Origin of the sequence: Methylobacterium sp. WL120 (assembly GCF_008039465.1) — a bacterium.
GTDB lineage: Bacteria > Pseudomonadota > Alphaproteobacteria > Rhizobiales > Beijerinckiaceae > Methylobacterium > Methylobacterium cerastii.
This window is the reverse complement of record NZ_VRUT01000012.1, coordinates 40,255-55,415: the sequence shown is the minus strand read 5'-3', so window position 1 is coordinate 55,415 and position 15,161 is coordinate 40,255. Positions and strand designations below refer to the sequence as shown.

Here is a 15,161-nt window from a genome sequence, read left to right as displayed (position 1 = left end):
CCGCCGGCCTGGGCCATGTCGCGCCGGCCGCCGCCGCCCTTGCCGCCGAGATGGCCGGCGCCGGCCCGCACCAGGGCGACGGCGTCGTAGCGCTCGGTGAGATCGGCGGTGACGCCGACCACGAGACCGGCCTTGCCGTCGGCGCCGACGCCGACGATGGCGACGATGCCGGAGCCGAGCTTCTGCTTGCCGGCATCGGCCAGGCTCTTGAGGTCGCGCATCTCGACGCCCTCGATGGCGCGCGCCATCAGCTTGACGCCGGCCACCTCCGTGGCCTCGTCGCCGCCTCCGGCGCTGCCGCCCATCGCCAGCTTCTTGCGCAGGTCCGAGACCTCGCGCTCCAGCCGGCGGCGATCCTCCAGCAGCCCTGTGAGCCGGTCGGACACCTCCGCCACCGGCGCCTTGAGCTGGGAGGCGAGCGCCCCGAGGGTGCGGCTCTCCTCGCTGCGGTGTCGGCGGGCGGCGTCGGCCGTCATCGCCTCGATGCGGCGGATGCCGGCGCCGACCGCGCTCTCGGCGAGGATCGTGATGGTGCCGATGTCGCCGGTGCGGGCGGCGTGCGTGCCGCCGCAGAGCTCGATCGAGAAGCTCTGTAGGCGCCCGCCCTCGACCTCCCGCCCGGCCTCGTCCACCGGCCGGCCCATGGAGACGACGCGGACCTCGTCGCCGTACTTCTCGCCAAACAGCGCGCGGGCGCCGGATTCGATCGCCTCGTCCACCGCCATCAGCTTGGTCACCACCGGCGCGTTCTGCAGCAGCACCGCGTTGGCGATATCCTCGACGCGGGCGAGTTCGGCTGCCTCGATCGGCTTCGGGTGGGAGATGTCGAAGCGTAGGCGCTCGGACGAGACGAGCGAGCCCTTCTGCGCGACGTGGTCGCCGAGCACCTGGCGCAAGGCTTCGTGCAGGAGGTGGGTAGCGGAGTGGTTGGCGCGGATCGCGGCCCGGCGGGCGTGGTCGACCTTCAGCTCGACGGCCTGGCCGACGCTTAGCGTGCCTTCGTCCACGGTGACGTGGTGGACGAAGAGATCGCCGAGCTTCTTCTCGGTGTTGGTGACCCGCGCCTTCAGCCCCGGCGCCGCGAGCGTGCCGGTGTCGCCGACCTGGCCGCCCGATTCGGCGTAGAACGGCGTCTGGTTGGCCACGAGCAGCCCGCTCTCGCCGGCCTGCAGGGCCTCGACCTCGGCGCCGTCGCGCAGCAGCGCCGTCACGACGCCCTCGGCGGCCTCCGCCTCGTAGCCCAGGAACTCGGTGGCGCCGGTTCGGTCGCGCACGGAGAACCACACGGTCTCGGTGGCGGCCTCGCCCGAGCCCGACCACGCCGCGCGCGCCGCCTGCTTCTGGCGCTGCATCGCGACGGCGAAGGCGTCGGTGTCGACGCCGATGCCGCGGGCCTTCAGTGCGTCCTGCGTCAGGTCGAGGGGGAAGCCGTAGGTATCGTAGAGGGTGAAGGCGGTCTCGCCGGCGAGGTTCTGGCCGGCGGCGAGGTCGCGGGTCTCGGCGTCGAGGATCGCGAGGCCGCGCTCCAGGGTGCGGCGGAAGCGGGTCTCCTCGAGGCGCAGGGTCTCGGAGATCAGGCTCTCGGCCCGCACCAGCTCGGGGTAGGCCTGCCCCATCTCGCGCACCAGCGTCGGCACCAGGCGGAACATCACGGGCTCGCGCGAGCCGAGCAGCTCGAGGTGGCGCATGGCGCGGCGCAGGATGCGGCGCAGCACGTAGCCGCGGCCCTCGTTGCCCGGCAGCACGCCGTCCCCGATCAGGAAGCTGCCGGCGCGCAGGTGGTCGGCGATGACGCGGTAGGAGGCGACGTTGGAGGCCTCCGGCGGCCGGCCGACCGCGTGCGACACGGCGTCGATCAGCGCGCGGAAGAGGTCGGTCTCGTAGTTCGAGGTCACGCCCTGTAGGATCGCGGCCATGCGCTCGAGGCCCATGCCGGTGTCGATCGACGGACGCGGCAGGACCAGCCGGTTGCCCGGCTCGACCTGCTCGTACTGCATGAACACGAGGTTCCAGAACTCGAGGAAGCGGTCGCCGTCTTCGTCGGGCGAGCCGGGTGGGCCGCCGGCGAGCCCCGGACCCTGGTCGATGAAGATCTCCGAGCACGGCCCGCAGGGACCGGTGTCGCCCATCTGCCAGAAGTTGTCCGAGGTGCCGATGCGGATGATCCGGTCGTCGGAGAACCCGGCGATCTTGCGCCACAGCGTCGCCGCCTCGTCGTCGTCGGCGTAGACGGTGACCAGGAGCCGGTCCGGCTTCAGGCCGAACTCCTTGGTGATCAGGTTCCAGGCCAGCTCGATCGCTCGCGGCTTGAAGTAGTCGCCGAACGAGAAGTTGCCGAGCATCTCGAAGAAGGTGTGGTGACGCGCGGTGTAGCCGACGTTGTCGAGGTCGTTGTGCTTGCCGCCGGCGCGGACGCATTTCTGCGCCGTCGTCGCCTGGCTGTAGGGGCGCTTCTCGACGCCGGTGAAGACGTTCTTGAACTGCACCATCCCGGCGTTGGTGAACATCAGGGTCGGGTCGTTCTTCGGCACGAGCGAGGACGAGGGCACGATCGTGTGCCCCGCACCCGCGAAGTAGTCGAGGAAGGCCGACCGGATCTCGTTGACGCCGCTCATCGGATAACTCTGTGCTGGGCCGGGCTTTTTCGCGCGGCGACGCCCGGCCGTCCCTGGCCGTTCGTCGCGGATGCGCCCTCATACGGAGGGACGGGCTCCAAGTCACGGGTTCCGATCACAAGTCACAGTTTCCGATCATGGGTTCGCAACTTGGGTCCGCGCGAAGGGCTCGCGAGAGGGTAGCGGATGCCTGGGCGCGCAAAACCGGCGGCGCCACCGGAATGACCCAACCGCGGCCGTGTTGTCGCCACATCTGTCAAGCCAGATCAGGGGGTGGCGCCGCCGTCGGCGCGAAATTGGGATTTTGAGTCGCACATGCTGGGCCGCACCGTCGGAACGTCTCGCAAGGCCATCACGTCCAGCACCGCCGGCGTCTCCAAGGTGGCGCCCGCGGGCCGTTTCGGCGCAGGCGCCGCCGACTGCATCACCCTCTCCGCCCCGGTCGGCCGCGGCCACGGCAGCCGCCCGGCGCTCGCCCGCTCCGTCCTCTCGATGTCGCTGTTCGCCGGCGCGCTGAGCGCCCTGCTGATCGGCTCGGGCGTCGAGCTCGGCAAGATCGGCCTCGAGAACGCGGTGTCCTCGGCCCAGGCCGCCACCGAGATCCCGATGCCCCGCCCGCGCATCCAGGTGAGCGCGCTGCCGCCCGTCGTCGCCGAGGCGCCGGTGGTGCTGCGCGCCTCCTCGGCCTTCGCCGCGGTCCACGACCTGGACACCGAGCTCGGCTCCAACGCGGTCGACCGCGTCTCCTACGACTTCCTGCTCTCGGAGAGCGCCGGCGGCGACCCGAACGACGTGCTTGAGTTCGGGCCGATGAAGATCCGCCGCCACATCGTTCAGACGATCGTGCGCGCCGCCCAGGCCGTGCAGACCGATCCGGTGCTGCTGATGGCGGTGGCCGACAAGGAATCGAGCTTCATCACCGCCGTGCAGGCGAAGACCTCTTCGGCCACCGGTCTGTACCAGTTCATCGAGCGGACCTGGCTCGGCTGCGTGCGCGACTTCGGCGCCAAGTACGGGATGGAGAAGGAGGCGTCGGTGATCGTCCCCGACGCCAACGACCGGCCGACGGTGGCGGATGCCGCCGAGCGCACCCGGATTCTCGAATTGCGCCGCGACCCCTACCTCTCGGCGCTGCTCGCCGGCGAGATGCTGAAGCGCGACGCCGCGCGGATCTCCCTGCGGATCGGGCGCGAGCTGTCGCTCGGCGAGGTCTACCTCGCCCACTTCCTCGGGCCGGACGACGCCGAATCGTTCCTTGCCAAGGTCGTCGACAAGCCCGGTGCCGCCGCCGCCCAGCTGCTTCCCGGGCCGGCGCGTGCCAACCGCTCGATCTTCTTCGCCTCCGAGCGCAGCCGTCGCCGCAAGGCCGCGAGCTTGTCGGTCGCCCAGGTCCACGAGAAGTTCGAGGCGATGATGAGCGCCCGCGGCGCGCGCTACCGCGACGTCCGCGCCGTGTCGGGCGTGATGGCCTACGCCGACGCCGACGCGACGGCCCGCTGATTTTTCGCGGTCCGCCCGGATCGAACGACCGCCTGAATCGTGGAGCCGGCGCAACTGACGGCGCGTTCCCGACTTCTTGCTTCAAGAGCCTCCGCATCCGCGGGGCGCGACGCGAAGACTTCGGGGGAAGTTCTTGACCAATCCGCTGCGCCACCGGCCCATCGACACCTTGAGCCCCGACATCCCCCTCGACCGGATCGGGGAGACCCTGGCCTCGTTCTACGACAGCCTGGTCGCCGAGGGCGTGCCGGAGCATCTGGCCGCCCTGGTGCGCAAGGTCCGGCAGTCCGAGGCCGGCGAGCCTGCCGCGGCACCGGTCGCACAGCTGCAGCGCATCGCGCTGGTGGTCGAGGACAACCGGGAAGTGCGCGTCCTCGCCGAGGCCCTGCTCGAGGAGACCGAGCTCGCAGTGGTCGGCTGCGACAGCGCCGAGGCGGCGCTCGCGGTTCTGCAGGCGCGCGGCGGCGACGTCGCCCTGGTCTTCGCCGACGTGCGCCTCGCCGGTGAGATGGACGGGCTCCAGCTGGCGCATGCGGTCGCGACGCTGTGGCCGCGGGCGCGGCTGGTCGTCACCTCCGGGCATTGCGTCGGCCGCCCCGAGATTCCGGTGGAGGCTGTCTTCATTCAGAAGCCCTGGCGCGCCTTCGACGTGCTGGTGGAAGCCGAGCGTGCCGTGGGCGGGTCGGCGCCGCCGATCCGCTGACGCCAAGCGTTTCCTCGACGGAAGTGTTTCCTCCGTGATGCCGAGTCGGGACGGGCGCCGAGGCGTGATACTTGCAGCACGGCCGTCGCACCGGCGCATCCGCGGAGTGTTACGTCCTTGCCGATCCTATCCGTCCGGCACGTCACCGTGTACCGCTACCGCCGTCCGGTCTCGTTCGGCGAGCACCGGATCATGTTCCGCCCGCGGGACAGCTACGACCAGCGCCTGATCGAGGCCACCCTGGACATCGACCCGCTGCCGGCGAGTGTGCGGTGGATGTTCGACGTGTTCGGCAACTGCGTCGCGATCGCGAGCTTCGACACGCGTAGCGACACGCTCCGGTTCACTTGCGGCATCACCCTCGACCACACCCCAGAGCACGCGCCCGTATTCCCGCTGGCGCCGCACGCGACCCACTATCCCTTCTGCTACGGCGTCGAGGATATGCCGGACCTGTCGCGCTCGATCGAGCGACAATGGCCAGACACCCACCACATGGTCGATGCCTGGGCGCGCAGCTTCATCCCGGCCGACGGCCGCATCCCGACGCAGGACCTGCTCGCCGACATGACCCGCGGCATCCGCCGCAACTTCACCTACCTCGCCCGCAGCGAGAAGGGCGTGCAGGACCCGGTGACGACGCTCCGCCTCAAGCGCGGCTCGTGCCGCGACTTCGCGGTACTGATGATGGAGGGCGTGCGCTCCCTCGGCATGGCGGCCCGCTTCGTCTCCGGCTACCTCTACAATCCGCGCAACGACCGTGACCGCCACGTCGGCGGCGGCTCGACCCATGCCTGGGTCGGCGTCTACCTGCCCGGCGCCGGCTGGATCGAGTTCGATCCGACCAACGGCATCGTCGGCAACCGCGACCTGATCCGCGTCGCCATCGCCCGCGACCCGCGGCAGGCGGTGCCGCTGCACGGCTCGTATTTCGGTCTGACGAGCGACGACCTCGGCATGCGCGTCGACGTCGCCGTAACTGAGACATCGGCACCGGACCTCGTCCCGGCGCATTAGGCATCCCGGCTCGCCGGGGCGGACACGCCCGGCGCGCGCTTCGGTGAGAAAGGTTGGCAGGTGGCGCGATGAAGATCAGGACCGGTTTCGATATCGCCTTCGACTCGGCGCAGCCGACCCCGATGATCCTGATGCTCAGCATCCACCCGTCGCGCCTGCCGGACCTGGTGACGCCGCAGGCGATCAGTTTCGATCCTCCGGTCCCGTGCCATCAATACGAGGACGGCTTCGGCAACCTCTGCCATCGCATCGTCACGCCGACCGGCCCGCTGACGATCTCGGCCGACTTTACGGTGCGGGATTCCGGCCTGCCGGACGCATATGCGCCGGATGCGCGGCAGTTCGCGGTGCAGGACCTGCCGGACGAGGTCCTCGTCTACCTCCTCGGCTCGCGCTACTGCGACACTGACAAGCTCTCGCAGACCGCTTGGTCGCTGTTCGGCGCGACGCCGGAGGGCTGGGCCCGGGTCCAGGCGATCGTCGATTACACCCACGAGCGCATCCGCTTCGACTACATGCGCGCCGACGCCACCCGTAGCGCCCATGACGGCTTCATGCAGCGCGAGGGCGTGTGCCGCGACTTCGCGCACTTGGCCGTCACCTTCTGCCGCTGCATGAACATCCCGGCGCGCTACTGCACCGGCTATCTCGGCGACATCGGCGTGCCGAAGGACCCGGCGCCGATGGACTTCTCCGCCTGGTTCGAGGTCTACCTCGACGGGCCGCAGGGCGGGGTCTGGTACACGTTCGACGCCCGCCACAACGCACCGCGCATCGGCCGCATCGTCATGGCCCGCGGGCGCGACGCCACCGACGTCGCGATCACCACCAACTTCGGCTACGTGCACCTCGCCCGCTTCGACGTGCACACCGACGAGATGGCGTGAGCGCGCCCCGCCGGGCACGTCTTGGCCGCTTACGTATTCCCGCACCGCTGAAATCTTGGCCGAGCCGTGGAACCCTCTGCCTATGCTCACGCTTGTAATGGCAAAGGTTACTGCACAGGTAGGCCACATCATGAAGACCTCAGCCACCGCTCTCGCCGCCTTCCTCGGACTTTCGATTGTTGCCAGCGTGCCGGCCATGGCCGCATCGACCTACGATCCCTTCGGCACCGATGCCGGATACGAGCAGGACCAGTCCTACGGTTACCAGGGCACGCAGAGCCGTGACTATTACGGCCATCGTCCCGTCTACGAGCCGGGCTACGGCCAGGGTGTCCAGGCCGCGCCGCAGGCCCAGGTCCAGCCGATCCCCCGCGAGATCGTGGCGTTCGACGGCAACTACGCCCCAGGCACCGTCGTCGTCTCCACCGCCGAGCGTCGCCTGTACTTCGTGATGCCGAACGGCGAGGCGATCCGCTACGGGGTCGGCGTCGGCCGTCCCGGCTTCACTTGGTCGGGCACCAAGACCGTGACCGCCAAGAAGGAGTGGCCGTCGTGGACGCCCCCAGCCGCGATGATCGCCCGTCGCCCCGACCTGCCGCGCTACATGGCCGGCGGCATCGAGAACCCGCTCGGTGCGCGCGCCATGTACATCGGCAACACCGAGTACCGCATCCACGGCTCCAACGAGCCGGACACGATCGGTCAGGCCGTGTCCTCGGGCTGCATCCGGATGACCAACGACGACGTCACCGACCTCTACGAGCGCGTGAAGGTCGGCGCCAAGGTCGTCGTCCTGAACTGATTTGCCGAACTGAGCCTGCGCGATACGACTTCGAGATCCGACTGGGCCGCGCCATCCGAAAGGGTGGCGCGGCCTTCTTCATTCCGCCGTGTAGGCGTCGTCGACCGCGTAGAGGCGGCACGGCTTGCCGCCGGCCGACAATTCGCAGCGTTGCAGCGCCGCCTCGATCGCCGCCGCCTTCGTGCCCTGCGCGGTCCGCCACGCGTAGGCGCCGCCGGCGCTGACGGCGAAGGCCTTGTGCGAGGCCGCCGCGCGATAGGTTTCGAAATCCTTGGATCCGCCGACGCCGACCCGCGGCGGCGGTTCGAGGGCTGCCCCGTCGCGTGCGGGTGCGTCCTCCGCGGTGGGAAGGCCGTGCGCCGCGAGGAAGGCGTCGACGATCGGTTCCCAGATCGGTTGCCCCCCTTGCGAGAACAGGCCGTGCCCGTCCGAGCCGTAGGCGGGCGCGGCGACGAAGCGCGCCGTTCCGCCGCCCTCGCGGAAGGCAGCGACCAGGCGTGCAGCGAGATCGGGCCGGAAGAAGCGGTCGTACTCGGCGTAGACCCACAACATCGGCACCTGGCTACGCGACCCGAAGGTGCGGACTGTGTCGATCAGCACGCTTTCGCTGCAGACCCGGTCCGCCTGCTGCGAGCCGCGACCGCCGGCAAAGCTGATCGCCGCGACGAGGCCCGGCGGCGGTGATTCGGTGAGCGCGACCGTGGCGAAACCGCCGGCCGAGCGCCCGACCGCCAGGATGCGCGCCGGATCGACGTTGGGGCGCCGCGCCAGCGACGCGATCGCCGCCCAAAGGTCCGCCGCGCCGGCGCGACCGGCCTTGAGGTAGTCGGCGTCGTCGCAGGGGCCGAAGCCTTCGGCCCAGCCGCCGGACGAGGTGCCGTAGCCGCCCCGCATCACGGCGGCCGCGACGAAGCCGCGGCGCGCGTAGGCGGTCATCTGCGAGAGCATGCCCCGCGGGCTCATGCCCGGCCGGTCGGCGGCCGAGCGCGGCGAGCCGTGGCTGATAAGCGCCAGGGGATGCCGGCCCGGGGTGCCGGGCGTCATCACCAGGGCGTCGAGGCTCTCCGGTCCGGCGGCGTCCATCGGGATTCGGATCGCTTCCGTGCCGAGTCCCTGCGCGGACGCGCCGGCGATGCCGAGCCCGAGCGCCAGGCCGACGCCCGCGAGCCATCGTGTGCGCATCGAGGCCCCGTCCCGGGCGTGTCGCCGGATCGCAGGTTCAGGGCACCACGCGGCCGACCGCGGTCTGCGGCTGGCTGAAGGAGGCGATCGGCATGTCGCAGAAGCATCGCGCGCCGAGCGGGCGCGGGCCCGGCAGCGGGCAGGAATAGGGCTGCGGCCCGGAGAGGCCCTGCTGGACCGCATCGCAGTTCAGGCCGACCGGGCGGGCCGGGCCCGGGCGCTCGCTGCGCCGCGGGTAGACGGGACGTTCGTCGTAGGCCGGGCGCTCCTCGTAATACCCGCGCCTCGGCGCGTCGTAATACTGCGCGTCGGCCGCCTGCACGGCGCAGGTCGAGAGGAGGGCGGCGAGGCCGAGGCGTGTGATCTGTCGCATGGCATCCCTGTGGGCGGAGGGTCTAGTGCCCGGTCCGGGCGCGATGCAGGCATGCTCGCGCAATCGGGGCGAAAACGAGACGGCCCGCCCCCGATTGATCGGGAACGGGCCGGGAGCGGGCGCGGGTGGCCCGCCCCCGAGGGGCGAGCCTGGCGGCGGGCTTAGTGGGTCGCCTTGTTGGCGGCGTCCTGCGCGTCGTGCGCGGCCTGCTTGGCAGCGTCGGCGCCCTGCTCCATCGCCTTGCGGGCGTTATCGGCACCTTCCTGCATCGCGGACTTGGCGCGCTCGGCACCCTGCTGCATCGCGTTCTGGGCGAGGCCGCCGAAATCCTTGGCCTGCGCCTGGATCGCGGCGAACTGGCTGCGCACGAACTCGGCCTGGTGCTGCATCGCCTCCTGCACGTCCTTCGAGCGGACGAGCTTCTGCGCGAGGTCGAAGGCGGCGTTGACGTTCTGCTCGGCATACTCGAAGCCGCGGGAGGACACGTCCTTGACGCTGGTGCGGGTAACCTCTGTGGAGCCGGTGACGGTCTCCGCGGTGCGGCGTGCGGCGCCGATGAAGCTGTCGAAGGCCTTGCGGGCCTGGTCGACGCTCTTCTCGGCGAAGTCGCGCATCTCGGTCGGGACTTCGTAGGTCGGGGGATTGCTCATCGCTTGTCTCCTCTCACGTTGCCTGTGGACGCATCATTGTGCGCTGCACAATAACACATGTATCATCGTACGCCACCCGCCGGAGCAGCATTAACGTTGATGCGAGGTAAACGTGTGACGGACGCGCGAAAGGTCCAGCGTCCGGAGCCGCTCCGCCTACAATAAGCCTGGGGCAATCATATTTTCCGTCACGAAACGGGCCGGGGCGCGGCCGATGGGGACTATTCGGTGAACGTTGGCGACAGCACGCGCGCGGGCCTCCAGGCCGCACTGGAGGCCTGGGCGGGCGATCCCGTCCTGGCCGCGCCGCTGGCTGATTCGGCGCGCGCCTTCCTCGTCCTCGACGGGGCGGCGACCGAGATCCTGCACGCCTCGCCGGCCGCCGTGCCGTTCCGCGACGCGGTGGCGGATGAGGCGGGCCGCCTGAGCCCCGGCCTCGCCGGCCAGATCCGCACCGTCGGCGGCATTGCCCGGCCGCGGCTCGTGCGCTTGCGCCTCGATCCACGTCGGATCGCGCCGCCGACCTCGTGCCTGATCGCGGGCGGCACCGTCGAGGCCGCGCCCGCCCTGCTCCTCGTCGCCCTCGGCCCCCTCCCCACGATTCGCCCACGCGCCGTCCGGGCCGATCCGGCGCCGGATCGCCAAGCGGCGCCCGCCGAGCCGACCGGACACGCCACACCGGATGCGCCCGGCGATTCCGACCGAGCCGTCGCGCCGGCGGGGGGCGACAGATTCGTCTGGCGGAGCGACGCCGGCGACCGCATCGCGACGATCTCGGGGCCATCCTTCGAAGCGCTCGCGCCGCGCCTCGTCGGGCGCAGCTGGGCCGACCTCGCCGAGGCCGGTCAGCTGCGCGACGCCGACGCGTTCCTCGCCGCGGTCGAGACCCGGCACACCTTCCGCGCCCTGCCGGCGGTTCTGGATGCCGGCACCGTCGGCACGCTCGCCCTCGACCTGTCCGGCGCCTGCCTGGGTCGCAGCGGCGACGCGTTCTCGGGTCTGGGCGGGTACGGCGTCGTGCGCGCCGTGACCGCGCCGGCCGTGGCGACCATACCGCCGGCCGCCCCGGTAGAAACGCATCCCGATCCGGTTGAAACCGCAAGCGTCGAGGTGCCGGACTTCGATCTTCCGTCCGACGCGAATACCGATCGCCCGAATGCCGCCGGTGAGCCGGATCGTGTGCTCCCCGACATCCGCAACGCCGCATGGCCTCCGGTCGCGGTCGCGACCGAACACCTCGACGACCATGCGGCTGGCGATCCCTGGTCCGGCGCGCGTGGCCCCGGTCGGGGGCACGAGGCCGTCGGCGTGGCACCGAACGCTCTCCTCTCCGGTGTGGTGCCGGAACCCGTCGCGCCGAGCCTTCCCATCGACCGCCCGGTGGCGGCGCAGGAGGGTACCGATGCCGCCCTGTCGGTGACCGAGCACGCGGCCTTCCGCGAGATCGCGCGCGCCCTCGGCGCCCGCTACGCAGGAGACGACGAGGTTCGCGAGGCGATCGACGCGGATTCGCGTGGCGCGGGCGCGGCGGTGATGCCCTTCCCTGTGCCGAGGCCGGCCGAGACGCCGCCGCCGGCACCACGGGACACGTTGCCGCCGCCGCTAGACGACGTTCCGGCCGCGCTCCTGATCCATCGCGGCGACGCGGTGCTGGCCGCCAACCGCCGCCTGCTCGACCTGACGGGCCATGCCGACCTGGCGAGCCTGCAGGCGGCCGGGCTCCGTCGCCTGTTCCGCGGGCTGCCTCCGGCACCGTCCGGCGGCGATCCGGCGGCGTCGGACGGCCCCCGCATCATCGAGACGGCGCAGGGCGGCAGCCGGCCGGTCGCGGTGGAACGCGGGCCGATGGCCTGGGACGGCGCGCCGGCGACCTGCCTCATCCTGCGCGTGGTCGCCGAGGCCGATCCGGCCCGCGAGCGGGCGGCCGAGCGCTTGGCCGAGTCGTTTCGCGAGCGCCACGCCGCCGACGCCCGCGCGACCCTCAACGCCCTCGACGACGGCGTCGTCACCCTCGATGCGGCCGGCCGCATCGTCGCGATGAACCGCGCCGCCGCCGCCCTGTTCGCCTGCGAGCCGCGCGAGGTGGTCGGCACCGCCTTCGATTCCCTGTTCGATGCCGCGCAGCGGGACGTGGTCCGCGCCGCCCTCGCCGGCCTCGGCACCGAAATCAGCATCGCCGCCAGCGGCCGGCCCGTGACGCTGCGGGTGTCGGTCCGAGAGGGCGCCCGCGTCGCGGTACTGCGCGCGCCGTCCGAGGTCGCGGCGCGGAGCACTTCGGATGTCGATCCCCAAGCCTTCGATCCCCAAGCCTTCGATCGCCCCGCCTTCCTTGGGCACCTCGACCGCGAGATCCGCACGCCGGTCGAGGGCATCGTCGGCCTCGCCGACGGCATCCTCGCGGAACCGCACGGGGTGCTCGACGAGCGTTACCGCGTGCCGCTGCGCGCGATCCGGGCGGCGGGCGACCACGTGCGCGGACTGGTCTCCGACCTGATCGAGATCGCCACCATCGAGTCCGGCGGCCTCGCCCTCTCAGTCCGGCCGCTGCCCTTGAACGAGCTCGTCTCGGGCTGCGTCGAACTCCTGCAGCCCGAGGCGGCGCGCGGGCGCATCGTCCTGCGCACCAGCTTCTCGCCGGACCTAGCGCCGCTGGAGGCGGACGAGCCGTCGCTGCGGCAGGCGGCGCTCGCCGTGATCGGCGAGGCGATCCGGGCGACCGCGGCCGGCGGCCAGGTAATCGTCTCGACGACGCCGGGAGAGCGCGGCGGGGTCGCGCTCAAGGTGCGCGGCACCGGCCCGGGCGCGCGCGCGTCCGAGATCGAGGCCGGGCGTGCCCCGCGCGAGGGCGGCGAGGCGCATGGTACCGGGCTCGGCTTGCCGCTCACCAAGGCGTTGATCGAGGCCAACCACGGCCGCGTGCGCGTCTCCAACCGTAGCGGTGAGGGGATGCTGGTGGAGATTCTTCTCCCAGGATCTAAAATGCGGGTTATGTGACGGGCGTGCCAAAACAATCCCCGATCTTTGTCAGAAGACTGGCTAGAAACGTAGCAGTGCCGTTAGACTCCGCACGCTCAGCCGTGCAGATCATCCATCAGGCACGAAATCGGGACGTCGGGCCGCCTCGATCATCTGAACAGGGGTCGAACGAGGCGTCGTCGCGGGCGACGGACCGGCTTGACAGTCCTCTGCGGGCGCCCCTAGCAGGAATTGGGTTGCCCCTGACCTTTTAGGGTTCGAGGCTGTGGCAGGCGTTGGCGTCATGCCGAAGCCGACGATAATCTTTGGAAGACCCGGCTGCGCGGGCCACCGCGATACGATCGGGCACCAATCAGGGAGACGCGGGATGGACGAGAAGATCGTCGAGGTGCGGGATTCGTGGCGCGAGGGCGCCCATGCCGACGACGCCAAGTATCTCGAGATGTACGCGGCCTCCGTCTCGGACCCGGATGCCTTCTGGGCCGAGCATGGCAAGCGCATCGATTGGATGACGCCGTTCTCGAAGGTCAAGGACACCAGCTTCGAGCCGGGCAAGGTCTCGATCAAGTGGTTCGAGGACGGCAGGACCAACGTCGCCTACAACTGCGTCGACCGGCACCTCGAGACCCGCGGAGACCAGACCGCGATCATCTGGGAAGGCGACGACCCGAACGAGTCCAAGCACATCACCTACCGCGAGCTGCACGCGCAGGTCTGCCGGATGGCCAACGTGCTGCGCAACCGCGGCGTCGAGAAGGGTGATCGCGTCACCATCTACATGCCGATGATTCCCGAGGCCGCCTACGCGATGCTGGCCTGCGCCCGCCTCGGTGCCGTGCATTCGATCGTCTTCGGCGGCTTCTCCCCGGATTCGCTGGCCTCGCGCATCGAGGGCTGCGACTCGAAGATCGTCATCACCGCCGACGAGGGCCTGCGCGGAGGCCGCAAGGTGCCGCTGAAGGCCAACGTCGACGCGGCGATCGCCCGCCTCGGCAAGGACGTGGTGGACCACGTGGTCGTCGTGCGCCGCACCGGCGGCAGCGTGGCGATGGAGCCCGGCCGCGACGTCTACTACCACGAGGCCGCCGAGCAGGTGACCGACCAGTGCCCCGCCGAGGCGGTGGAGGCCGAGCACCCGCTCTTCATCCTCTACACCTCGGGCTCGACCGGACAGCCCAAGGGCGTGGTGCACACCACCGGCGGCTACCTGGTCTACGCGGCGATGACGCACGAGTACGTCTTCGACTACCGCGAGGGCGAGGTCTACTGGTGCACCGCCGACGTCGGCTGGGTCACCGGCCACAGCTACATCGTCTACGGGCCGCTCGCCAACGGTGCGACGACGCTGATGTTCGAGGGCATCCCGACCTATCCGTCGAACTCCCGCTTCTGGGACGTGGTCGACAAGCACAAGGTCAACATCTTCTACACCGCGCCCACCGCGATCCGCTCGCTGATGGGCGGCGGCGAGGGGCCGGTGAAGAAGACCTCGCGCGCCAGCCTGCGCGTGCTCGGGTCGGTCGGCGAGCCGATCAACCCCGAGGCCTGGGACTGGTACTACAGGGTGGTCGGCGACTCGCGTTGCGCCGTCGTCGACACCTGGTGGCAGACCGAGACCGGCGGCATCCTGATCACGCCGCTGCCCGGGGCGACCAGGCTGAAGCCCGGTTCGGCGACGCGCCCCTTCTTCGGCGTGCAGCCGGCGATGGTGGATGCCGAGGGCAAGGTCCTCGACGGCCCGTGCGAGGGCAACCTCTGCATCACCGATTCCTGGCCCGGCCAGATGCGCACCGTCTACGGCGACCACGAGCGCTTCGAGCAGACCTACTTCTCGACCTATCCGGGCAAGTACTTCACCGGCGACGGCGCCCGCCGCGACGCAGACGGCTACTACTGGATCACCGGCCGGGTCGACGACGTGATCAACGTCTCGGGCCACCGCATGGGCACGGCGGAGGTCGAGTCCTCGCTGGTCGCCCACGCCAAGGTCGCCGAGGCGGCGGTCGTCGGCTACCCGCACAACCTCAAGGGCCAGGGCATCTACGCCTACGTCACCCTCAACGAGGGCGAGGAGGGCGACGACGCGCTGCGCAAGGAGCTGGTGACCTGGGTCCGCAAGGACATCGGCCCGATCGCCTCGCCGGACCTCATCCAGTTCGCACCGGGCCTGCCCAAGACCCGCTCGGGCAAGATCATGCGCCGCATCCTGCGCAAGATCGCCGAGGACGACTTCTCCTCGCTCGGCGACACCTCGACGCTCGCGGAGCCCGCGGTGGTCGACGCCCTGATCGAGAATCGACAGAACCGCGCCCCCTGAGGCCGGTCTTCGACGCTGGGCGGGTCCCGACCCGCTCGCCGAGGCGGACGTCCCACGGGTGTCCGCCTCCAACATGAAAAACCATCGTCACATCGACCGGAAGGCGGCCCCGATCGCGGGTCCCCTTCATCGGAGGGAG

General features: G+C 70.8%; 11 protein-coding genes. 7 read left to right on the top strand and 4 right to left on the bottom strand.

Going from position 1 to position 15,161, the window contains the following annotated elements:
- Positions 1-2,615, bottom strand: a 2,615-nt coding sequence (gene alaS, locus FV229_RS04410) for an alanine--tRNA ligase (RefSeq protein ID WP_147750785.1), incomplete at its 3' end; no start/stop codon positions are given.
- A 315-nt stretch (positions 2,616-2,930) separates the two neighbouring features.
- Between alaS and FV229_RS04405 the strand changes: the two genes are divergently transcribed.
- The 5 genes from FV229_RS04405 (at position 2,931) to FV229_RS04385 (ending at position 7,524) form a co-directional block, all read left to right on the top strand.
- A complete protein-coding gene (locus FV229_RS04405; RefSeq protein WP_147750784.1) occupies positions 2,931-4,115 on the top strand; it encodes a transglycosylase SLT domain-containing protein in 1,185 nt (394 codons plus the stop codon).
- Between the two features lie 181 nt (positions 4,116-4,296).
- Positions 4,297-4,818, top strand: a complete 522-nt coding sequence (locus FV229_RS04400; RefSeq protein WP_147750790.1) for a response regulator — start codon at positions 4,297-4,299, stop codon at positions 4,816-4,818.
- A gap of 117 nt (positions 4,819-4,935) precedes the next feature.
- A complete protein-coding gene (locus tag FV229_RS04395; protein ID WP_147750783.1) occupies positions 4,936-5,835 on the top strand; it encodes a transglutaminase family protein in 900 nt (299 codons plus the stop codon).
- Between the two features lie 68 nt (positions 5,836-5,903).
- Entirely contained in the window at positions 5,904-6,722 is an 819-nt protein-coding gene (locus FV229_RS04390; RefSeq protein WP_147750782.1) for a transglutaminase family protein, read from the top strand.
- Positions 6,723-6,852: 130 nt separating this feature from the next.
- Positions 6,853-7,524 carry a L,D-transpeptidase gene (locus tag FV229_RS04385; RefSeq protein WP_147750781.1) on the top strand — a complete coding sequence of 224 codons (672 nt, stop codon included), beginning with the start codon at positions 6,853-6,855 and terminating at the stop codon, positions 7,522-7,524.
- A gap of 78 nt (positions 7,525-7,602) precedes the next feature.
- Here FV229_RS04385 and FV229_RS04380 read toward each other — a convergent pair whose 3' ends face one another.
- From FV229_RS04380 to FV229_RS04370, 3 genes are all read right to left on the bottom strand, one after another.
- Entirely contained in the window at positions 7,603-8,706 is a 1,104-nt protein-coding gene (locus FV229_RS04380) for a prolyl oligopeptidase family serine peptidase (RefSeq protein ID WP_147750780.1), read from the bottom strand.
- A gap of 37 nt (positions 8,707-8,743) precedes the next feature.
- Positions 8,744-9,079 carry a hypothetical protein gene (locus tag FV229_RS04375; RefSeq protein ID WP_147750779.1) on the bottom strand — a complete coding sequence of 112 codons (336 nt, stop codon included), beginning with the start codon at positions 9,077-9,079 and terminating at the stop codon, positions 8,744-8,746.
- A 161-nt stretch (positions 9,080-9,240) separates the two neighbouring features.
- Complete coding sequence (locus FV229_RS04370) at positions 9,241-9,729, bottom strand: phasin (RefSeq protein ID WP_147750778.1); 489 nt, start codon at positions 9,727-9,729, stop codon at positions 9,241-9,243.
- Positions 9,730-9,957: 228 nt separating this feature from the next.
- On the opposite strand from FV229_RS04370, the gene FV229_RS04365 reads away from it, so the two are divergent.
- Together FV229_RS04365 and acs are read left to right on the top strand one after the other, a co-directional pair.
- Entirely contained in the window at positions 9,958-12,723 is a 2,766-nt protein-coding gene (locus FV229_RS04365) for an ATP-binding protein (RefSeq protein WP_147750777.1), read from the top strand.
- Positions 12,724-13,072: 349 nt separating this feature from the next.
- Positions 13,073-15,022, top strand: coding sequence for an acetate--CoA ligase (gene acs / locus FV229_RS04360; protein WP_147750776.1), 1,950 nt, complete (start codon positions 13,073-13,075; stop codon positions 15,020-15,022).
- The last annotated feature ends 139 nt before the right edge of the window (positions 15,023-15,161 follow it).

What these genes read in the sequence shown, in the direction of transcription:
- FV229_RS04390 (WP_147750782.1), top strand. Translation starts at nt 5,904, where the DNA reads ATGAAGATCAGGACCGGTTTCGATATCGCCTTCGACTCGGCGCAGCCG.
- FV229_RS04385 (WP_147750781.1), top strand. Translation starts at nt 6,853, where the DNA reads ATGAAGACCTCAGCCACCGCTCTCGCCGCCTTCCTCGGACTTTCGATT.
- FV229_RS04370 (WP_147750778.1), bottom strand. Translation starts at nt 9,729, where the DNA reads ATGAGCAATCCCCCGACCTACGAAGTCCCGACCGAGATGCGCGACTTC.
- acs (WP_147750776.1), top strand. Translation starts at nt 13,073, where the DNA reads ATGGACGAGAAGATCGTCGAGGTGCGGGATTCGTGGCGCGAGGGCGCC.
- FV229_RS04380 (WP_147750780.1), bottom strand. Translation starts at nt 8,706, where the DNA reads ATGCGCACACGATGGCTCGCGGGCGTCGGCCTGGCGCTCGGGCTCGGC.
- FV229_RS04405 (WP_147750784.1), top strand. Translation starts at nt 2,931, where the DNA reads ATGCTGGGCCGCACCGTCGGAACGTCTCGCAAGGCCATCACGTCCAGC.
- FV229_RS04375 (WP_147750779.1), bottom strand. Translation starts at nt 9,079, where the DNA reads ATGCGACAGATCACACGCCTCGGCCTCGCCGCCCTCCTCTCGACCTGC.